Genomic DNA, 19,550 nt, shown 5'->3' on the forward strand with positions numbered 1-19,550 from the left:
CAGTATTTCTCGGCGGCGAGCCGCCTCGCAACTTGGTGTTAGACTCAGACGGCGTCCCGCCTGCGGGGCGCCGTTCGTCGTTTATGCCGAGAGCAGTTTTGGCCTATAAAGGCGGCTGACTACCCTAGAGTCAGTTAAAAGCGTTTGTTTCCCCTCATCGCGAATAGTCGCCCCTGTGCTTTTGTCTTATGCTTCGCGCCTATTTTCACCGTTCCAGCGAGGTCCAGATTTTGGCTCAATACGTTTACACCATGCATCGGCTGAGCAAAGTTGTTCCGCCGAAGCGGGAAATCCTCAAGAACATCTCCCTGTCCTTTTTCCCAGGCGCCAAGATCGGCGTGCTGGGCCTCAACGGTTCGGGCAAGTCCACGCTGCTGAAGATCATGGCCGGCGTCGACAAGGAGTTCGACGGCGAAGCCCGGCCGATGCCTGAGCTGAACGTCGGCTACCTGCCGCAGGAACCGCAGCTGGACCCGAGCAAGACCGTGCGTGAAGTGGTCGAAGAGGCCGTCGCAGTGATCAAGAACGCCCAGGCACGCCTGGACGAAGTCTACGCCGCCTACGCTGACGAAGACGCCGATTTCGACAAGCTGGCCGCCGAGCAGGCCAAGCTTGAAGCCATCTTGCAGGCCAGCGATGGTCACAACCTGGAGCGCCAGCTGGAAGTCGCCGCCGATGCGCTGCGCCTGCCAGCCTGGGATGCAAAGATCGAGCACCTGTCCGGTGGTGAAAAGCGCCGTGTGGCCCTGTGCCGCCTGCTGCTGTCGGCTCCGGACATGCTGCTGCTCGACGAACCGACCAACCACCTGGACGCCGACTCCGTTGCCTGGCTGGAGCACTTCCTGCACGACTTCCCGGGTACTGTGGTCGCGATCACGCACGACCGTTACTTCCTCGACAACGTCGCCGGCTGGATCCTGGAGCTCGACCGCGGCGCCGGTATCCCGTACGAAGGCAACTATTCGGGCTGGCTCGAAGCCAAGTCGGATCGTCTGGCCCAGGAATCCAAGCAGCAATCGGCCCATGAAAAGGCCATGAAGGAAGAACTGGAGTGGGTGCGCCAAGGCGCCAAGGCCCGCCAGTCGAAATCCAAGGCACGTCTGCAGCGCTTCGAAGAGATGCAGTCGCAGGAATTCCAGAAGCGCAGCGAAACCAATGAGATCTACATCCCGGCCGGGCCGCGTCTGGGCGACAAGGTCATCGAGTTCAAGAACGTCAGCAAGGGCTACGGTGACCGCGTATTGATCGACAACCTGTCGTTCGTGATGCCCAAGGGCGCAATCGTCGGCGTGATCGGCGGTAACGGTGCCGGTAAATCGACCCTGTTCCGCATGCTGATGGGCAAGGAACAGCCGGATTCGGGTTCCATCGAAGTGGGCGAAACCGTGCAGCTGGCCTGTGTGGATCAAAGCCGCGACGATCTGGACGGCAGCAAGACGGTGTTCCAGCAGATTTCCGACGGCTCCGATCAGATCCGCATCGGCAACTACGAAATCCCTTCGCGCACCTACGTGGGCCGTTTCAACTTCAAGGGCGGCGACCAGCAGAAGTTCGTCAAGGACCTTTCCGGTGGTGAGCGTGGACGCCTGCATCTGGCGCTGACACTGAAGGAGGGTGGTAACGTCCTGCTGCTCGACGAACCGTCAAACGACCTTGACGTTGAGACCCTGCGTTCGTTGGAAGAAGCGCTGCTGGACTTCCCAGGCGCCGCCATTGTGATCTCTCACGATCGCTGGTTCCTGGACCGCGTGGCGACTCACATTCTGGCTTACGAGGACGACTCGCAGGCGGTGTTCTTCGAAGGTAACTACACCGAGTACGAGGCCGATCGCAAGAAGCGCCTCGGTGAAGCTGCGGCGCAACCGCACCGCGTGCGTCACAAGAAGCTGGCGTAACACCAGCTGGCGGCGGTACGCATACCGCCGCCTTCGCCAGCGAGCTGTGCTGCCACAGTGCAAACAGATCCAGAGTCGTACGCCTGTGGGAGCAAGGCTTGCCTGAGAAGGGGCTCGACCAGGCGCTACGAATTCAAGGTGTGACCGAAATCTCGGTCACTTCCAGAGTCACGTTCCCCGCGGGACGTTCCCACAGCACCTCATCACCTACCGCTGCACCCAGTAGCGCTCGCCCCAGCGGCGACGCCCAGTTGATCAACCCCAACGCGACATCGGCCTGATCCTCGCCCACCAGGCATACCTGCTGCTGCGCGCCGGTTTCATCGACGAAGGTCGCCCAGCTGCCAATCTGAATGGTTTCGGTGCAGGTCACCGGCGGTACCAGCTGCGCGCTCTGCATCCGCTGCTGGAAGTAGCGCAGGTCGCGCTCGAGTTCGGCAACCAATTGCTGGTCGGCCTTGTCGCCGCAGGTTGCCTGTTCGGCGTGCAGCTCCTGCACTTCATCCACTCGGGCGCGCAATTGCGCCATCCCGCTCTCGGTCACGTAATTGGGTTGCATGCTGATCGGTCGTTCCACCGGAGGGCTGGCGTGCGCGGTGGCGTGATCTTCGTTGACGAATGCGCGGCTCATGGCAAGTCTCCAAGTCGAGTTTGGTCGATGCCTGTGGTGTATGGCGCTCCTGCCCGCAGGAGATTCCATGGTGCTTAGGCAACCTTGTAGCGTGGGGGATGGCCCCCATGGCAGCACGTCAGCCGGGCAAATGAAGCAGGCTGACCGCAATGGCATGCTTGCCCCTCGCGATGGGGCCGACGTGCCGAAAAACCATAATTGCTTGTAACTTTTTTGGCGCATTGAACGCCGGTTACATAAACTTGGGCAGGCGAAACGATCAATAAGTTGCATCCAGATACGTGTTATCTATCAGTGTGACCGATAGGCTCTGGCTTCGCCCTGGGCTTTCTGCTGGTCCCAGTTGCGATCTCGATCACTCCAGAAGTGCTGGTCGAACTGCTGTTTGTCGCTATTGGTCAACTGCGCCTGGCATTGCCGGAAGCCATCGTCCCAACCGCCGCTATAAAAGGTTTCGCTGGTATAGCGCGGTACGTCCTTGTTGAAAGTGGCCATCGCCCCCGCTGCCTGCCGTCCACTGCCGCAGCCGTCCTTGTAGCCATCGGCATAGGCGGGCGGGTAGCCACGAGACAACAAATCATCATGGGTCGATTGGCACCCTGCCAGTACGGCCAGCACCGTCAAGACTCCAGCTAGCGACAACAACGCGACTTTACTACTGTGCCGGCGCATGTTTGATGCTCCCGATAGACCACAGCCAGTGCAGCGCCGAAAAGCACTGCACCTGTGGTTGATTATAGACGGCGGGAGTGTGGCGGCGGATCTGGCGACAGTCGGTCAAGTAATTGTCAAAAAACTGTATTGAAGATTGCCCTGGCGAGGGGGCGAGCCCCCTTGCATAGAGTTCGCCGTGGGTTTAGTAGTGATACCACTTGAGCGATACCATTACCTCGTTCTGCGCCGAGGTCAGCCCGCTGAACTGGCGTTGGGCGCTCAGGCGCAGGCCCAGGTTGCGGCTCAATTCCCACTGCTGATTCAGGCTCAGGGTGCGGCGCACCTCGCCGTTGAGGAAGTAATCCCCTTGCGCTTCGACGCTGAAGTTGCCCAGCGGGTTGCGCCACAGCAAGCCAGTATCGAACCCCGCCGCAGGGCTGATGAAGGCGTCGAAATCGGCATTGTGCTCGACCCTCACGGTGCCCAGCGCGAAGCCCAGCGTTTGCTCGCTCAGCTGCCAGGTACCGCCCGCGCCACCGTTGACATGGCTGACCAGGGTTTCGTCGCCGTGCTTGCTCAGCACCCGCTCCAGCCCGCTGCTCACCTGCCAGGACAGCGGCTGGAGCATTTGATTACGCGGCGTCAGCGAGCGAATGGTGGCCAGATCCAGACGCTGCAGCTGCCATTGGTTGCCCTCGTACTGGCGCACCTTGAGCCCGAGAATCTCGATCTGCGCGCCCAAGGGGAAACCATAGGCGTTGTCGTTGAGGTCGTGATAAGCCATGCGCAGGCCATATTCGGCGTAAGCACGGTCGTCGCGGCTGCCCGCGCCAAGTTCCCAAGTTCGCGAGTCGTGGCCGTTTTCCGGCAGGCCTGGGCGGTCCAGGGTGAGCGGTGGTGGCGGATTCTGGTTGATGGCGCGCAGCAGTTCGAAGCTGCGCCGGGTGCGCGCCGGATCGCGATCCTGCCCGGTCGCTCGGTAGCGTTCGAGGCGAAACGCGGTGTCCTGGATCAACGCTTGGCGCGCCTTGGGCAACGCAACAAACGCCGGGTTTTGCAGTTGGCCGGTCTCTTCGCTGAGCGCAAGTGCCTGCGCTTGCTCCGCGCTGCTCAGCGGCTTGGCGCGCCCCAGCAGTTCGCGTTCGCGAGACGGGCGGTAATTGATCTTGTCGACCAGGCCAGCGTCTTTGACCGCCTTGACCGTATCGGTGGGGATCGCCGTCAGCGGGAATTGATCGGTCAGGTGCAGCCCCGGTCGCGCTACTTGCAGCAACTCCAGCAAGCGGTACGAGCAGTTTTCGTCGAAGAAGAAGTAGTCGAAGCGTACCTGCTGCAGCTCCCAGACATGCTCGACCATGCGCGCGGTTTCGGTCGGCGTCAGGTTAAGTCGGTATTCCCACAGATCGCGGTTTTCAAGGCGGCTGTATTCGGCGAGTTTCTGCTGATAGGGCACCATCGAGAACAGGCCGGGATAGCCGCCTGCCAAGCCTTTCCAGGCATAGAGGATGCTGTTGTCACTGCCCTCGATATAAGCGCCGAAGTTGATCGCGTAGCTGAGCAGCGCGGTCTTGTCGGTTTCGACATCGGCCTGATCGACCCGCAGCAGGGTATGGCCGAACATCGACGACGGGCTGTTGAGGTAGGCCGCCGGGAAAATCAGCACCGTGCTGTGCGGCGAGACATCCTTGAACCAATCGTTGAAGCCCTTGCAGTCGACCGACGGCAGGTCAGTGAGATGCAGTTGGTCGCGCAGCCAGCGAGTGCGGGCCGGATACACGCATTGCGCCTGCTTGTCGCCCAGCGTCGGTGAATCGTAGAGCGCTTGCAGCGTGGCTTGCAGCTCTTGATCTGGATGATGGGCGCCGTCAGCGGCGAGGAAGAATTTGGCATCGTCGACATAGCTGCGCCAGCCGCCGAACTTGCCGGGGGTGTAATGCCCCAAGGCAATCCAGTACGGATCTTTGGCCAGTTGCTGAAGATGGGTAGAGTCCACCGCCGTGGCGGCATGCAGAGGGGCACAGGCACAGAGCGCCAGATAGGCGAGGCGTTTGAGCATGGAGGTGGCGGCGTCCGGAAATCGAAAGTCTATTATGCGGATTCAAATGTAGCGAGGGGGCTTGCCCCCGAATACGGCCCATCAGTCACTAATATGTTGGCTGGCGGGTCGCAATCGGGGGGCAAGCCCCCTCGCTACAGATGTTTCAATTACGCTTGGGTAGCGTATTTGGCCAGGCGTGGATCGCCTTTGATCACGGCCAAGGTGTTGTTGTGTACATCTTCGGCAGTCGCTTCGCTGCTGGTGAAGATCTGCTGGAAGTGCTGGTGAGTGACGGATTCGAAGTAAGTGCGATCTTCCGGCGCAACACCCATGACCACTGCATAGGTGGTCAGCGCTTCGCCTTGACCCTTGGCCATGTCTTCGGAAAGCTCATCCATCATGCCGTTCATGGCCAGCCACGATTTGCCGCCGTAGGTCAGTGGCGCATTGGTGGAGCAGCCGTTGGTGCCGGAGGTCATGCCGAAGGTGGCGTTGCCCGAGGAACCGTTGGTGGTGGAGGCCAGGAAGTGCGCAGGGGTGCCGCGCTGGCCCTCGAACAGCAAGTTGCCCCAGCCGCAATCCGGACCGCCTGGCGCTTGGGCCATGGCATTGAGAGAGGCGGCGGCTAACAGAGTACCCAGAAGAATCCGTTTCATAGCGTTTATCTCTTTGTGTGTTGATCAAGGTCGGTTGGCCAGTACAGCTGCAGGCCCAGGGCTGGTTATCGATCCAGCCGCGAAGGTTGGAGTTTAGGCACGATCTTCAGGTTCCGCGTTTAATTGCAAATTATTGCTAGAATTTTTCGGGTTAAAGCCAATCTCTACCTTGACGCGGATATGTTTCAAAACTGTGCGATGTGCCTTGCCAGCCGTTGCCGAGCGGCGCCAGAATGCCGTCATCTGCCCCGCCGAAGTAAGGAAGCCCGATGCCTGATCCTGTAGCTGCCAGCCTGCGTCTTGCGCCCGAGGCGCTGACGCGCCCGTTCTCCGCTGAACAGTTCAGCTTCTCTACCACCAATGATCTGGAGCCTTTTCGCGGTGTACTGGGGCAGGAGCGCGCTGTCGAAGCCCTGCAATTCGGGGTGGCCATGCCGCGCCCTGGTTACAACGTATTCGTCATGGGGGAGCCGGGCACCGGCCGTTTCTCGTTCGTCAAACGCTACCTCAAGGCCGAGGGCAAGCGCCTGCAAACCCCATCGGACTGGGTGTACGTCAACCATTTCGACGAGCCCCGCGAGCCTCGCGCCCTGGAGTTGCCACCCGGCACTGCGGCGGATTTCATCGCCGACATCGGCGTGCTGATCGATAACCTGGTATCGACGTTCCCCGCAGTGTTCGAGCACCCGTCGTTCCAGCAGCGCAAGAGCGCCATCGATCGCGCCTTCAATCAGCGTTACGACCGGGCGTTGGACGTTATTGAACGCTTGTCGCTGGAAAAAGACGTCGCCCTGTATCGCGACAGCAGCAACATCGCGTTCACGCCGATGCTCGACGGCAAGGCCTTGGACGAGGCCGAATTCGCGCAACTGCCCGAGGCCGATCGCGACCGTTTCCATAAGGACATCTCCGACCTCGAAGAGCGTCTCAACGAGGAGCTGGCCAGCCTGCCGCAATGGAAGCGCGAGTCGGGCAATCAGTTGCGCGAGCTAAACGAAGAAACCATCACCCTGGCGCTGCAGCCATTGCTCTCGCCGTTGTCGGAAAAGTACGCCGAAAACGCCGGGGTCTGTGCGTATCTGCAGGCCATGCAGGTATACCTGCTCAAGACTGTGGTCGAGCAGCTGGTCGACGACAGCAAGATCGACGCCCAGGCGCGCAAGCTGCTCGAAGAGCAGTACAGCCCCAGCCTGGTGGTCGGCCATCACTTCAGCGGCGGCGCGCCAGTGGTGTTCGAGCCGCACCCGACCTACGACAACCTGTTCGGCCGTATCGAGTACAGCACCGACCAGGGCGCGCTCTATACCACCTATCGGCAGCTGCGCCCCGGCGCACTGCACCGCGCCAATGGCGGTTTCCTGATTCTGGAAGCCGAGAAAATGCTTGGCGAGCCGTTCGTGTGGGATGCGCTCAAGCGCGCCCTGCAATCGCGCAAGCTGAAGATGGAATCGCCACTGGGCGAGTACGGTCGCCTCGCCACCGTGACCCTGACGCCGCAGCACATTCCGTTGCAGGTGAAGGTGATCATCATCGGTTCGCGCCAGCTGTACTACGCGCTGCAGGATCACGATTCGGACTTCCAGGAGATGTTCCGGGTGCTGGTGGATTTCGATGAAGACATCGCCATGCACGACGACAGCCTCGAGCAGTTCGCGCAGTTGCTCAAGACCCGTACTTCGGAAGAGGGCATGGCGCCGCTGACGGCTGATGCGGTGGCGCGCCTGGCCACCTACAGTGCACGCCTGGCCGAGCACCAGGGGCGTTTGTCGGCGCGTATCGGCGATCTGTTCCAATTGGTCAGCGAAGCGGATTTCATTCGCCATCTGGCCAACGACGAAATGACCGACGCCGGCCATATCGAGCGCGCGCTCAAGGCCAAGGCCACACGCACCGGGCGGGTATCGGCGCGCATTCTCGATGACATGCTGGCGGGGATCATTCTGATCGACACCGCGGGCGCGGCGGTGGGCAAGTGCAATGGCCTGACTGTGCTTGAAGTCGGTGACTCGGCGTTTGGCGTGCCGGCGCGGATCTCGGCGACGGTGTACCCCGGCGGCAGCGGCATCGTCGATATCGAGCGCGAGGTCAACCTGGGGCAGCCGATCCATTCCAAGGGGGTGATGATCCTCACCGGGTATCTGGGCAGTCGGTATGCCCAGGAGTTTCCGCTGGCGATTTCGGCCAGTATCGCGCTTGAACAGTCTTACGGTTACGTGGACGGCGACAGTGCGTCGCTGGGCGAGGCGTGCACACTGATTTCGGCGCTGTCGAAGACGCCGCTCAAGCAGTGCTTCGCCATCACCGGCTCGATCAATCAGTTCGGTGAAGTGCAGGCGGTGGGTGGGGTCAACGAGAAAATCGAAGGCTTCTTCCGCCTTTGCGAAGCCCGCGGCCTGACCGGCGAGCAAGGGGCGATCATTCCCCAGGCCAACGTCGCCACGTTGATGCTTGACGAGCGGGTGTTGCAGGCCGTACGTGCAGGCCAATTCCATGTATATGCGGTGCGCCAGGCCGATGAAGCCCTGAGCCTGCTGGTGGGCGAGCCTGCCGGTGAGCCGAACGCCGAGGGGGAATTCCCGGAAGGCAGCGTCAATGCCAGGGTAGTGGAGCGCCTGCGGGCGATTGCCGAGATGATCAGCGAGGAGGACCTCAAGGAGGCCGAAAAGGAAGCCGCTGTGGAGGCGTTGGTGGAGGTCAAACCAACGCTGTAGAAGCAATGCTTGTTGGCGAAGACGTCAGCTGCACCCGCGAATGGCCGGCGATTTGCGCCGGCCTTGACGGCCTCTTCGCGAGCAAGCTTCACTCCCACAGGTGTACGATTCAGGACCAGTCCACTCTGAGGGAGCGAAGCTTGCCCGCGAAGGGGCCAGTCTTCTGGAGCAAATCCATAGAGTCTTCCTGAGAGGCGAGGCTTGAGCATTTCAAGCGTCAGTCTTTCGCTGCCCGACCATTCGGCGCCCGCCGATGCCATGCATTGGCCATCCTCGAAATTCTCCTCTATTCTGCAAGGAGATCTCCACTGGTCGTCGGAGCGAACCGACCTTTGCCGCGAACGCGTTGAAGGTTGAAAGCAGGCCCTCCCGAGGAACGACGCCATGCCGCGCAACCTCTGCCTCACTCGCCAATGCCTGGGTCTGGTGACCCGCATTGAATGCAGTATCCGCCCGCTGACGGGCGAAAACGGTTTGTGGACCTTGCTGTTTGCCGCTGGCATGACCGGCGAGCAACCCACTGCACTGAAATCCCAGGGCCCCTTTAACGGTCCGCAAGCTGCCGAGTCGGTACTGACAGCTATCGTCGACAGCCTGACGCTGCATGGTTATTGCGTTGAGGAACAGGCGCCGCCGATCTGGTCGCTGCACCTGCAAGCGCAATGGCGCAAGGTGTGTGGCGGCCACACGGGCGGCCTGTCGCTGGGCTAGCGATGCCTTGAGGGGCGGGAAACAATTGGTGACAGTTTGATACTGCCTCGCCCAGAGCTGCGGCGATCGCGCCGGCCCACGTATCTTGGGCTGATGGCGTGTTGGCTGCAGTATTGCGGCTGTGACTACAGGTCGCACCTGTTTGAAACATCCATCGTTATAATCGGGGCCATTTTCAATCGCTCTGTGAGTTGCAATGGAACGTTTTGTCGAAAAAACCATGTACGCCTCGCGCTGGTTGCTGGCGCCGATCTATCTGGGGCTGTCGCTGGGCCTGCTGGCGCTGGCGGTCAAGTTTTTCCAGGAAATCATTCATGTCATGCCGCTGTTGCTGGAAACCTCCGAGGCTGACCTGATTCTGCTGCTGTTGTCGTTGATCGACATGGCACTGGTCGGCGGCCTGCTGGTGATGGTGATGATCAGCGGCTATGAGAACTTCGTCTCGCAACTCGATATCGATGACGACGCCGAGAAGCTCAGTTGGCTCGGCAAGATGGACTCGACCTCGCTGAAAGCCAAGGTTGCAGCGTCGATCGTGGCCATTTCGTCGATTCATCTGTTGCGGGTGTTCATGGACGCCGCCAACCTCGAAGTGGAACATTTGAAGTGGTACGTGATCATCCATATGACGTTTGTGGTGTCGGCGTTCGCCATGGGCTACCTGGACAAGCTGACCAAGCATTGATCCAGTCATTTATCGGGTGACGAGGGGGCGGGATGAATCTGCAGGAATTGACTGAGCACGTCCACGCTGGCCATGTTGATGAGTTGAACCTCATCTCCATCGAAGGCGGTATCTATTTGCTGGAGGTGCGCCATGGTGGGCGCGCCCATCCCCTCAACGACGCCAAGGGCAGGGCAATACGGCTCCGCTCGGTGGAGCATGCGCGGACGTTTTTGGAGAGCGTGCCAGTGGTGCCCTTTCATCTGGTGCACGCCAGTGCTCATGATGAGATGTGCGGACTGGGCAGTCGCGCCGACGAGCCGTTGAAGGTGCCTATCTCTTTGCGTTCGGCGCTGTATCGCTGAAACGCCCGAGTGAGTAGGCAGGCGGGTTACAGGCGCTGGTGCTGAATCCTGGTGGCGCTCTGTGCTAGTCTGCTCGCCCTTTTGATCAAGGGCGCAGCGGCTGCTGACCAGCCAATTGCGACCCTTCTGCGGAGCGAAGACATGTCCGAAGTAAACCTGTCGACCGACGAAACCCGTGTCAGCTACGGCATCGGCCGTCAGCTGGGTGACCAGCTGCGCGACAACCCGCCACCGGGTGTTGCCCTGGACGCCATCCTGGCCGGTCTGACCGACGCCTTCAACGCGCTGCCGAGCCGTGTCAGCCAGGAAGACCTGTCCGCCAGCTTCAAGGTGATCCGCGAAATCATGCAGGCCGAGGCTGCCGTCAAGGCCGAAGCCGCCGCAGGTGAAGGCCTGGCGTTCCTGGCTGAAAACGCCAAGCGCGATGGCATCACCACTCTCGCCTCGGGCCTGCAGTTCGAAGTGCTGACCGCCGGTGAGGGCGCCAAGCCAAGCCGTGACGACAGCGTGCGCACCCACTACCACGGCACCCTGATCGACGGCACCGTGTTCGACAGCTCTTACGATCGCGGCCAGCCGGCTGAATTCCCGGTCAGTGGTGTGATCGCAGGTTGGACCGAAGCCCTGCAACTGATGAACGCAGGCAGCAAATGGCGCCTGTACGTGCCGAGCGAGCTGGCTTACGGCGCCCAAGGCGTCGGCAGCATTCCGCCGCACAGCGTGCTGGTGTTCGATGTAGAGCTGCTGGACGTTCTGTAAGTAGAACCTGGCCAGTTCGGCTGGCCTCTGCGCCGCCGAACGCGCTTCCTTGCTCCCACAATGTTAGCCGAACCGGCGACGCGCCCCTGTGGGAACAAGGCTTGCCCGCGAAGGCGTCGGCAGCCCTGACAACAATGCCAGGGTCATGCTGATGGCCTGTTCGCGAGCAAGCTCTCACAGCCTTTCGCTTCAGAAATAATGCTGTGCCTTGGCCGGGAACCCTGCGCCAATCGGGCGCAAGGCCCGCGCATAGCAGAAGAGGAACAGGTTGCGCACCAGCTCCTTGAGGACTACCGGTTCGCTTGAATTCAGCCCGGTCAGGTCCAGATCACCCTGATCACGCAGTTCGTCCAAGGCTTCCTCTTCCAGCACCGCACACACTTCACCGGTTTCGCGATGAAGAATGCGCAAATAGGGGTGTGGGCGATCCAGCCAGGCGTCGATCAAATAAGTCATGTCTTTCTCCGTGGGAACTTCCTGAAGCACCCAATGAGAATAATTCTTATTCAAATAATGGCAAGTCGCATTTGCAGATTTCTTGCTTCAGATCATTACCGCCTGACGGATGGGATCACACCTTGCGTACGAATTCGGACTTGAGCTTCATGGCCCCGATGCCATCGATCTTGCAATCGATGTCGTGATCGCCATCGCACAGGCGGATGTTCTTGACCTTGGTGCCAACCTTGACCACCAGGGAAGAGCCTTTGACCTTGAGGTCCTTGATGACCGTGACGGTGTCGCCGTCCTGCAGCACGTTGCCTACCGAATCCTTTTTCACCTCGTCGCTACCGGCCGCTTCGCTCTCACCTTGGGCAGACCATTCGTGGGCGCATTCGGGGCAGATCAGCTGGGCACCGTCTTCGTAGGTGTATTCGGAATTGCAGTTAGGGCAGGGTGGCAAAGTGCTCACAGGTATCCTCGACAAGGCGGCGCAAATAAAGGCGCGCATTGTATAGGGTTTTTGCTGTGGCTGCAGGACGGCATATAGCACTGTGGGAGCGAGCTCTGCTCGCGAAGCTTTTAACGGCTTCACGAGCAGAACTCGCTCCCACAGGGAAAAGACCGGGGCCTTTAGTGCGTGCGTGCGACCGCGAACTCGCTGAGCTCGACCAGAGCGTCGCGGTACTCGCTGGCGGGCAGGGCGTCGAGGCAGGCGATGGCGCGTGCCACGTAATCACGGGCCAGTTGCGCGGTGTAATCCAGCGCCCCTGAGGTTTCGACGGCTTCGCGAATGCTTTCGAGGTCCTCGATGCCGCCTTTCTGGATCGCCCGACGTACCAGCGCTGCCTGTTCGGCAGTGCCTTCACGCATGGTGTAGATCAGCGGCAAGGTCGGCTTGCCCTCGGCCAGGTCGTCGCCCACGTTCTTGCCCAGGGTCTCGGCATCGCCGCGGTAATCGAGCAGGTCGTCGACCAGCTGGAAGGCCACGCCCAGATGATCGCCAAAGGTACGCAGGGCTTCACGCTGGACTTCGCTGGCATCGGCCAGGGCAGCGGCGCTGTGGGTCGAGGCCTCGAATAGCATCGCCGTCTTGCCGCGGATGACCTCCATGTAAATCTCTTCCGTGGTGCTGGCGTCACGCACCTTGGACAGCTGCAGCACTTCGCCTTCGGCGATGATGCGCGTGGCCTTGGACAGGATGCGCATGACCGGCATCGAGCCTAGCTCGACCATCATTTCGAACGAGCGCGAATAAAGGAAGTCGCCCACCAGTACGCTTGGCGCGTTGCCCCACATGGCGTTGGCGGTCGAACGGCCGCGGCGCATGCCGGACATGTCGACCACATCGTCGTGCAGCAGTGTGGCGGTGTGCAGGAACTCGATGGTGGCCGCCAGCAGATTCAGGTCCGGGCCTTGATGGCCAAGCGCCTTGCCGCACAGCAACACCAGCAGCGGGCGCAGGCGTTTGCCCCCGGCCGAGGTGATGTAATCGCCGATTTTCGACACCAGCGGCACGCGCGACGTCAGCTGCTTCTTGATGATTTCGTCAACGGCGATAAAATCATCCGCCACCGCGCGGTAGAAAGCTTGGGGTTGCATCAGCGAAAGGCGCTCCAGAAGGGTTGCGCGGCATGCTAGGTCGGGGGCGGGAGCCTGTCAAGGCGACACTTTCGACCTCTTGCGCCGCAGGCAAAGCTTACGTACAATCGCGCACCCTGAACTTCCTGGGCATCACCTGCCTTACGCAATTGCATTTGGGCCGTTCCAGCCCCGTGCAGCCATGCCAGCCGACACTCTACTTATAAAGAGCTGGGTGAGCAGGATTATCGGAGAAATACCATGTCTTATGCAGTAATCGTTACTGGCGGCAAGCAGTACAAAGTCGCCCCAGGTGAATACCTGAAGATCGAAAAACTGGAAATCGCCACTGGCGAATCCGTAACTTTTGATCGCGTTCTGTTGGTTGCCAACGGCGACGACGTGAATATCGGTGCTCCAGTCGTTGCTGGCGCTACCGTTGTGGCTGAAGTGATCTCCCAAGGTCGTCACGATAAAGTCCGCATCATCAAGTTCCGTCGTCGTAAGCACCACATGAAGCGTATGGGCCACCGCCAGTGGTACACCGAGATCAAAATCACCGGTATCCAGGCTTAATTCAGCCTCGACACCCTCTACTGGAGTATTGAACTCATGGCACACAAAAAAGCTGGTGGTAGTACCCGTAACGGTCGCGACTCAGAAGCCAAACGCCTTGGCGTGAAGATGTATGGCGGCCAGGCTATCATCCCAGGCAACATCATCGTGCGTCAGCGCGGTACCCAGTTCCACGCCGGTTACGGCGTTGGCATGGGTAAAGATCACACCCTGTTCGCTAAAATCGGCGGCGTGATCAAGTTCGAAGTAAAAGGCGCCTTCGGTCGTCGTTACGTGAGTGTTGTCGCGGCCTGATCGCGTTGACGCTGGAGAAGCCCTGTCTCGCGACGGGGCTTTTTCGTTTGTGGGGTGAGTCTCTTGCAAAGCTGTTTGTATGGGCTGCCGGCGCTGGATTCTACGGTCGTTGACGGGGGCCGCCGCGCTCATCTTTGCAAGAGCCTTATGTCTTTAAGTTTTTCAGCTCGCCCATGTGGCGAGGGGCGTGTCTATGAAGTTTGTTGATGAAGTGTCCATCCGCGTCAAGGCGGGTGATGGTGGTAACGGTTGCATGAGCTTCCGTCGGGAAAAGTTCATCGAGAACGGCGGCCCGAACGGCGGTGATGGCGGTGATGGCGGTTCGATCTACCTGGTGGCTGACGAAAACCTCAACACCCTGGTCGACTATCGCTATACCCGTCACTTCGACGCGGAGCGTGGCTCCAACGGCGGCAGCACTGACTGCACCGGTAAAAAAGGTGATGATCTGCTGCTGCGCGTGCCGGTCGGCACCACGGTGATCGATGCTGGCACCCAGGAAGTCATCGGCGACCTGGTCAAGGCCGGTCAGCGTTTGATGGTGGTGCAGGGTGGCTGGCACGGGCTGGGCAACACCCGCTTCAAGTCCAGTACCAACCGGGCGCCGCGCCAGACATCACCAGGCAAGCCGGGTGAGCAGCGTGACCTCAAGCTGGAGATGAAAGTGCTGGCCGACGTGGGCCTGCTGGGCTTGCCGAACGCCGGTAAGAGTACCTTCATTCGTTCGGTGTCCGCCGCCAAGCCGAAAGTGGCCGATTATCCGTTCACTACCCTGGTGCCGAACCTGGGCGTGGTCAGTGTCGACCGCTGGAAGAGCTTCGTCGTAGCCGACATTCCAGGCTTGATCGAAGGCGCTTCCGATGGTGCGGGCCTGGGGATTCGTTTCCTCAAGCACTTGGCCCGTACGCGCATCCTGCTGCACCTCGTCGACATGGCGCCGCTGGATGACACCAGTGCAGCTGACGCGGCTGAAGTGATCGTCAACGAGTTGCAGAAATTCAGCCCGGCATTGGCTGATCGCGAGCGTTGGCTGGTGCTGAACAAGGCTGACCAGTTGCTCGAAGAGGAGCATGAGGAGCGCATCAAGGAGATCGTCGATCGCCTGGAGTGGGAAGGTCCGGTCTACGTGATTTCGGCGATTTCCAAGCAGGGCACCGAGAAGCTCAGCCAGGACATCATGCGCTTCCTCGAGGATCGTGCTGACCGCCTCGCCAATGACCCGGCGTACGCTGCTGAATTGGCTGACCTGGATCAGCAGATCGAAGACGAAGCCCGTGCGCAGTTGCAAGCGCTGGACGACAAGCGTGCGCTGCGCCGCAGTGGCGTCAAGAGCGTGCACGACTTCGGCGAAGACGATAGCGACGATTGGGATGAAGAAGACGCCGAAGACGGTCCGGAAATCATCTACGTGCGCGACTGATTTTGATGTTGTGGGGTGGCTGATGGCCTCTTCGCGAGCAAGCTTTGCTCCCGCCTATGGGGGCAAGGCTTGCCCACGAAGGCATCGGTACTGCTGGCGTCGTCTAACTGACGCACCGCAGTCACCCAGACCCGTAGTAAACTACAACGCCGCTCACTCGAGCGGCGTTTTGGTTTCTACGATTTCTACCGGGTAAAGGTTGGAAGATGATGCGGAGCAAGGTGACGGGTGCGCAACGCTGGGTCGTGAAGATCGGCAGCGCTCTGCTGACGGCAGACGGCAAGGGCCTGGATCGCGCGGCGATGAGCGTCTGGGTCGAGCAGATGGTGGCCCTGCGTGAGGCGGGTGTCGAGTTGGTGCTGGTTTCCTCGGGGGCGGTCGCTGCAGGCATGAGTCGGCTCGGCTGGACTGTACGACCGAGCGCCATGCACGAGCTGCAAGCCGCCGCCGCCATCGGCCAGATGGGGCTGGTGCAGGCCTGGGAGTCGAGCTTCGCCGAGCACGGTCGCCATACCGCGCAGATCCTGCTGACCCACGACGACCTCTCCGACCGCAAGCGCTACCTCAATGCCCGTAGCACCTTGCGGGCGCTGGTGGAGTTGGGCGTGGTGCCGGTGATCAACGAAAACGACACCGTGGTCACCGACGAGATCCGCTTTGGCGACAACGACACCCTCGCGGCGCTGGTCGCCAATCTGGTGGAGGCTGACCTGCTGGTGATCCTCACCGATCGCGATGGCATGTTCGACGCCGATCCGCGCAACAATCCCGATGCCCAGTTGATCTACGAGGCCCGCGCCGATGATCCGGCCCTGGATGCGGTCGCCGGTGGCACCGGCGGTGCGCTCGGTCGTGGCGGTATGCAGACCAAATTGCGCGCAGCGCGTCTGGCGGCCCGTTCCGGGGCGCACACCATCATCGTCGGTGGTCGCCTGGAACGTGTTCTGGATCGCCTCAAGGCGGGTGAGCGCCTCGGCACGCTGCTGTCGCCCGAGCGGGAGATGCTGGCGGCACGCAAGCAGTGGCTGGCAGGGCATCTGCAGACTCGTGGCACGCTGGTGCTCGATGATGGCGCGGTCAAGGCATTGAGTCAGGATCACAAGAGCCTGCTGGCCGTCGGGGTCAAGACCGTACAGGGTAGTTTCCGCCGTGGCGAGATGGTGGTGTGCGTGGCGGCGGACGGTCGTGAAATCGCCCGCGGCCTGACGAACTACAGCGCGCTTGAGGCGCAGAAAATCATCGGTCTGCCGTCGGACGCCATTGAAGGCGTGCTGGGCTATATGGCCGAGCCGGAGTTGCTGCATCGCGACAATCTGATTCTTGTCTGAGGGGAAAGCCGTCATGCGATTGATTCATGGAGTACTGGGCGCGCTATTGGCGTTGCCACTGCTGGCGTCGGCCGAGGAAATCGGGCAGGTGTCGACGGTGTTCAAGTTTGTCGGGCCCAATGACCGGATCGTCGTCGAGGCCTTCGATGATCCCAAAGTGCCAGGGGTGACCTGTTACCTGTCGCGCGCCAAGACGGGTGGCGTCAAAGGTGGGCTAGGTCTGGCGGAGGATCGCGCCGAGGCGTCGATTGCCTGCCGTCAGGTCGGGCCTATCCAGCTGCCGGCCGATCTCAAGGATGGCGAAGAAGTGTTCAAGGAGCGCACCTCACTGGTATTCAAGACCATGCAAGTGGTGCGTTTCTATGACCAGAAGCGCAATACGCTGGTGTACCTGGTGTACAGCGACAAGGTGATCGAGGGCAGTCCGCAGAATGCGGTGACGGCGATTCCGATCATGCCGTGGCCCCATCAGCAATAAGTCCGTGTATCAAACGCAGCTAACTAATCAGCTGAAAGTTTAAATTCAAGTTTGCCCTGTATGAATTAATGCAGGGCTTTGAAGTTGTGGTTGTTATCGCCATTAAGTATAAGTGGGATAGGTTGTTTTTTTGGATCGCCTGCTAGGCTGGTTTTGAACTGTGCACCTGGATCAATAATAAGGTGCCGCTTAAATAACCAGTGGAGGCCTGTTGTGTCCGGCGATCATGAAAAAAAATCCCTTGGCATGGATGAGCTGAAAAATAAATATCACCCCGAAGACGTTGCCGAGCTGCAGCGATTAACCGAGTTCTTTCCTGATTATATGAACATGGTGGTCGAATTCGGTTTGGGTGAGATTTGGCAGCGTGCTGGTTTATCTGCTCGAGAAAAAGAGTTGGTTGTGCTCTCCAGCCTGATATCGCAGGGAGACGCCGAGCGCGCGCTAAGGCAGCATGTATATACCTCTTCTCAGCGGCAATTGCCCCTTGAGGATATTCTCGAGTGCGTGCTGCTACTGTCCCTGTATCTGGGTATTCCGCGCACATACAACGCCTTGGAGATTATCCGTTCGGCCAGTGAGGCGCGGCCATGATCGTCGCGGCAGCGGTGCTCGATGTCATGAGTCAAGAAGGGGCGTCCCATATTTTCTGTGTGCCTGGGCAGTCCATCGATTGCTTCCTTGAGCGCCTAAGCGAAAGCCACAAACTGGTGACGATAGTCGCTGCGCATGAGGCGGGTGCTGCATACATGGCCGACGGCTACAGTCGCGCCAGCGGGCGGTTTGGTGTCTGCCTGACGATTGGTGGGCCCGGCGTCACCAATACCGTTACGGCAATGGCGACGGCTCGCACCGATCGATCGGCGGTATTCTTGATCACGGGCGAAACCGGCACCGAAGTGCAAGGCTGCGGCGGGCTTCAGGATTCCAGTAGCGCGGGTATCGATGCTTCGGCGATCCTCTCGCCGCTATTGGTCGCTCAGCGGGAGGCGGTATCCGCGCAGATTTATCGCCAGTTGGCTTATCTGTTTCGCAGGATGCTAAGTCCTGATTCTCGGGGGCCTGTGCGTCTGTCAGTGCCGATGGATGTGCAGGTGTCGGATGTTGCTGGTCAGTGGAAGACCTTGCCTGGGGCGTTGTACTGTCCGCGATTCATCGATGTTGAGGCGTGTCGCTCATTCTGGAGTCAGGTAGGAAGCAGTCCCAGGATTGCGATTCTGGCGGGCTCGGGTTGCGTTCAATCGGCTGCGGATGGCGAGCTGCTTCGTTTCGCCGAACGCTTCAGTATCCCGGTCGCAACTACGTTGGCGGCCAAGGGTATATTTCCTGAGAATCATCCTTTGAGCATGGGTGTTTTTGGTTGGTATGGCAATGACCCCGCTATTAGAGCGCTGGGTACGCAGGCGCTGGATGTCCTGATAGTCATCGGCTCTCGGCTGAACATGCTCAGTACTTTGCACTGGGTAAAGGAGTTTCAGCCAGTAGCGGCGTTAATAGTCAACGATATAAATGTCAGCGCGGTGTTCAATAATTTTTCTATTGATCTGGCAGTGCTCGGCGATGCACGCACTTTTCTCGCGACTTTAAATTCGGTGGGTGAGGATGAATGCTCGGCATGTTTAAAAAGTGCGTCCCAGCGAAGAGTGTGGTGGTCGGACCTGACGAATGTTACCCCTCGCTATAAGCCGATAATGCCTGAAGACCAGGATCAGGTACTGATTCATCCCGTACGAATAGTGACTGCTTTACAACAGGTTATGCCGAGCAACGGCATGGTGTTTTCCGATAGCGGCGCCCATGCGTTTTTCGTTGGCCATTATTTTTGTAGTTGCAATCCGGGAGGGTGGTATTCATCGATCAAGTATATGGGGGCGATGGGTTGGGCAGTTCCTGCCGCTATTGGCGCGCTCCTGGCTCGGCCAGATAAGCCTTGTGTGGTCGTGACCGGTGATGGCTGCATGTTGATGCACGGTATTGAAGTGCAGACGGCGGCCCGATACGGCATCCCATTGATTTGTATTGTCATGAACAATGCTGCCTTGGGCAATCCTAAGCTTCGTGCTGAGCGGATCAGTCCGGCGATGGGTAAACTTCATGAGTTGCCCCGGCACGATTGGGCGGGCTTCGCTCGGGCTTTGGGTGTGGAGGGGGTGACTGTCACTGAGGCATCCGGGCTGTTGCCTGCACTGGCCCTGGCGTTTAGCGCAAAGAAGGCCATCGTGATCGACGTGCTCTGCGAGAACTCTCCCGCCCCCACTGATCGATTCGATGCGGTGGGGCGTGGGGAGTCGCTGCATTTTGAGTAAGACGTCAGTGTCGCGCTACTCGCGCGCACAAAAAAGCCGACC

The 19,550-nt window shown here is 59.9% G+C and carries 20 protein-coding genes; 13 read left to right on the plus strand and 7 right to left on the minus strand.

Features of this window, described 5'->3' with window-relative positions; genetic code table 11:
• The first annotated feature begins 230 nt into the window (after positions 1–230).
• Positions 231–1,895, plus strand: coding sequence for an energy-dependent translational throttle protein EttA (gene ettA / locus LIX93_RS23100; RefSeq protein ID WP_226506384.1), 1,665 nt, complete (start codon positions 231–233; stop codon positions 1,893–1,895).
• Positions 1,896–2,028: 133 nt separating this feature from the next.
• Here the strand turns inward: ettA and LIX93_RS23105 are convergent, their stop codons facing one another.
• The 4 genes from LIX93_RS23105 to LIX93_RS23120 form a co-directional block, all read right to left on the minus strand.
• Entirely contained in the window at positions 2,029–2,526 is a 498-nt protein-coding gene (locus LIX93_RS23105; protein WP_226506385.1) for a GreA/GreB family elongation factor, read from the minus strand.
• A 291-nt stretch (positions 2,527–2,817) separates the two neighbouring features.
• On the minus strand, positions 2,818–3,198 hold the full coding sequence (locus LIX93_RS23110; protein ID WP_226506386.1) for a hypothetical protein: 381 nt from the start codon (positions 3,196–3,198) through the stop codon (positions 2,818–2,820).
• 184 nt (positions 3,199–3,382) lie between these two features.
• On the minus strand, positions 3,383–5,236 hold the full coding sequence (locus LIX93_RS23115) for a DUF4105 domain-containing protein (protein WP_226506387.1): 1,854 nt from the start codon (positions 5,234–5,236) through the stop codon (positions 3,383–3,385).
• Between the two features lie 149 nt (positions 5,237–5,385).
• Positions 5,386–5,874, minus strand: coding sequence for a DUF3015 domain-containing protein (locus LIX93_RS23120; protein WP_226506388.1), 489 nt, complete (start codon positions 5,872–5,874; stop codon positions 5,386–5,388).
• A gap of 269 nt (positions 5,875–6,143) precedes the next feature.
• On the opposite strand from LIX93_RS23120, the gene LIX93_RS23125 reads away from it, so the two are divergent.
• The 5 genes from LIX93_RS23125 to LIX93_RS23145 all read left to right on the plus strand — a co-directional run bounded on the left by LIX93_RS23125 (position 6,144) and on the right by LIX93_RS23145 (position 11,084).
• Entirely contained in the window at positions 6,144–8,585 is a 2,442-nt protein-coding gene (locus tag LIX93_RS23125) for an ATP-binding protein (protein WP_226506389.1), read from the plus strand.
• Between the two features lie 384 nt (positions 8,586–8,969).
• The gene (locus LIX93_RS23130; RefSeq protein ID WP_226506390.1) at positions 8,970–9,296 is read left to right on the plus strand and encodes a hypothetical protein; all 327 of its coding nucleotides are present in this window, start codon (positions 8,970–8,972) and stop codon (positions 9,294–9,296) included.
• Positions 9,297–9,492: 196 nt separating this feature from the next.
• Positions 9,493–9,981, plus strand: coding sequence for a TIGR00645 family protein (locus tag LIX93_RS23135; protein ID WP_226506391.1), 489 nt, complete (start codon positions 9,493–9,495; stop codon positions 9,979–9,981).
• A 32-nt stretch (positions 9,982–10,013) separates the two neighbouring features.
• On the plus strand, positions 10,014–10,325 hold the full coding sequence (locus LIX93_RS23140) for a DUF6482 family protein (protein WP_226506392.1): 312 nt from the start codon (positions 10,014–10,016) through the stop codon (positions 10,323–10,325).
• Between the two features lie 141 nt (positions 10,326–10,466).
• Entirely contained in the window at positions 10,467–11,084 is a 618-nt protein-coding gene (locus LIX93_RS23145) for an FKBP-type peptidyl-prolyl cis-trans isomerase (protein WP_226506393.1), read from the plus strand.
• 189 nt (positions 11,085–11,273) lie between these two features.
• Here the strand turns inward: LIX93_RS23145 and LIX93_RS23150 are convergent, their stop codons facing one another.
• From LIX93_RS23150 to LIX93_RS23160, 3 genes are all read right to left on the minus strand, one after another.
• Positions 11,274–11,540: a hypothetical protein gene (locus tag LIX93_RS23150; RefSeq protein ID WP_226506394.1), complete on the minus strand. Its 267-nt coding sequence runs from the start codon at positions 11,538–11,540 to the stop codon at positions 11,274–11,276.
• A gap of 115 nt (positions 11,541–11,655) precedes the next feature.
• A complete protein-coding gene (locus tag LIX93_RS23155) occupies positions 11,656–11,997 on the minus strand; it encodes a zinc ribbon domain-containing protein YjdM (RefSeq protein ID WP_226506395.1) in 342 nt (113 codons plus the stop codon).
• A gap of 161 nt (positions 11,998–12,158) precedes the next feature.
• The gene (locus tag LIX93_RS23160) at positions 12,159–13,127 is read right to left on the minus strand and encodes a polyprenyl synthetase family protein (protein WP_226506396.1); all 969 of its coding nucleotides are present in this window, start codon (positions 13,125–13,127) and stop codon (positions 12,159–12,161) included.
• 240 nt (positions 13,128–13,367) lie between these two features.
• Here LIX93_RS23160 and rplU point away from each other — a divergent pair, with 240 nt between their 5' ends.
• The 7 genes from rplU to LIX93_RS23195 all read left to right on the plus strand — a co-directional run bounded on the left by rplU (position 13,368) and on the right by LIX93_RS23195 (position 19,508).
• On the plus strand, positions 13,368–13,682 hold the full coding sequence (rplU, locus tag LIX93_RS23165) for a 50S ribosomal protein L21 (RefSeq protein ID WP_003176051.1): 315 nt from the start codon (positions 13,368–13,370) through the stop codon (positions 13,680–13,682).
• 36 nt (positions 13,683–13,718) lie between these two features.
• The gene (gene rpmA, locus LIX93_RS23170; protein WP_226506397.1) at positions 13,719–13,976 is read left to right on the plus strand and encodes a 50S ribosomal protein L27; all 258 of its coding nucleotides are present in this window, start codon (positions 13,719–13,721) and stop codon (positions 13,974–13,976) included.
• Between the two features lie 193 nt (positions 13,977–14,169).
• Positions 14,170–15,396 (plus strand): Obg family GTPase CgtA, encoded by a 1,227-nt coding sequence (cgtA, locus tag LIX93_RS23175; RefSeq protein WP_226506398.1) that lies wholly within the window; start codon positions 14,170–14,172, stop codon positions 15,394–15,396.
• A 209-nt stretch (positions 15,397–15,605) separates the two neighbouring features.
• Positions 15,606–16,724, plus strand: coding sequence for a glutamate 5-kinase (gene proB / locus LIX93_RS23180; protein WP_226506481.1), 1,119 nt, complete (start codon positions 15,606–15,608; stop codon positions 16,722–16,724).
• A gap of 13 nt (positions 16,725–16,737) precedes the next feature.
• Entirely contained in the window at positions 16,738–17,202 is a 465-nt protein-coding gene (locus tag LIX93_RS23185) for a CreA family protein (protein WP_226506399.1), read from the plus strand.
• A gap of 213 nt (positions 17,203–17,415) precedes the next feature.
• Entirely contained in the window at positions 17,416–17,796 is a 381-nt protein-coding gene (locus LIX93_RS23190) for a carboxymuconolactone decarboxylase family protein (RefSeq protein ID WP_226506400.1), read from the plus strand.
• Positions 17,793–19,508 (plus strand): thiamine pyrophosphate-binding protein, encoded by a 1,716-nt coding sequence (locus LIX93_RS23195; RefSeq protein ID WP_226506401.1) that lies wholly within the window; start codon positions 17,793–17,795, stop codon positions 19,506–19,508. The genes LIX93_RS23190 and LIX93_RS23195 overlap by 4 nt, the downstream gene beginning before the upstream one ends.
• Positions 19,509–19,550: the final 42 nt, after the last annotated feature.

Source organism: Pseudomonas sp. MWU16-30317 (assembly GCF_020515695.1).
Taxonomy (GTDB): domain Bacteria; phylum Pseudomonadota; class Gammaproteobacteria; order Pseudomonadales; family Pseudomonadaceae; genus Aquipseudomonas.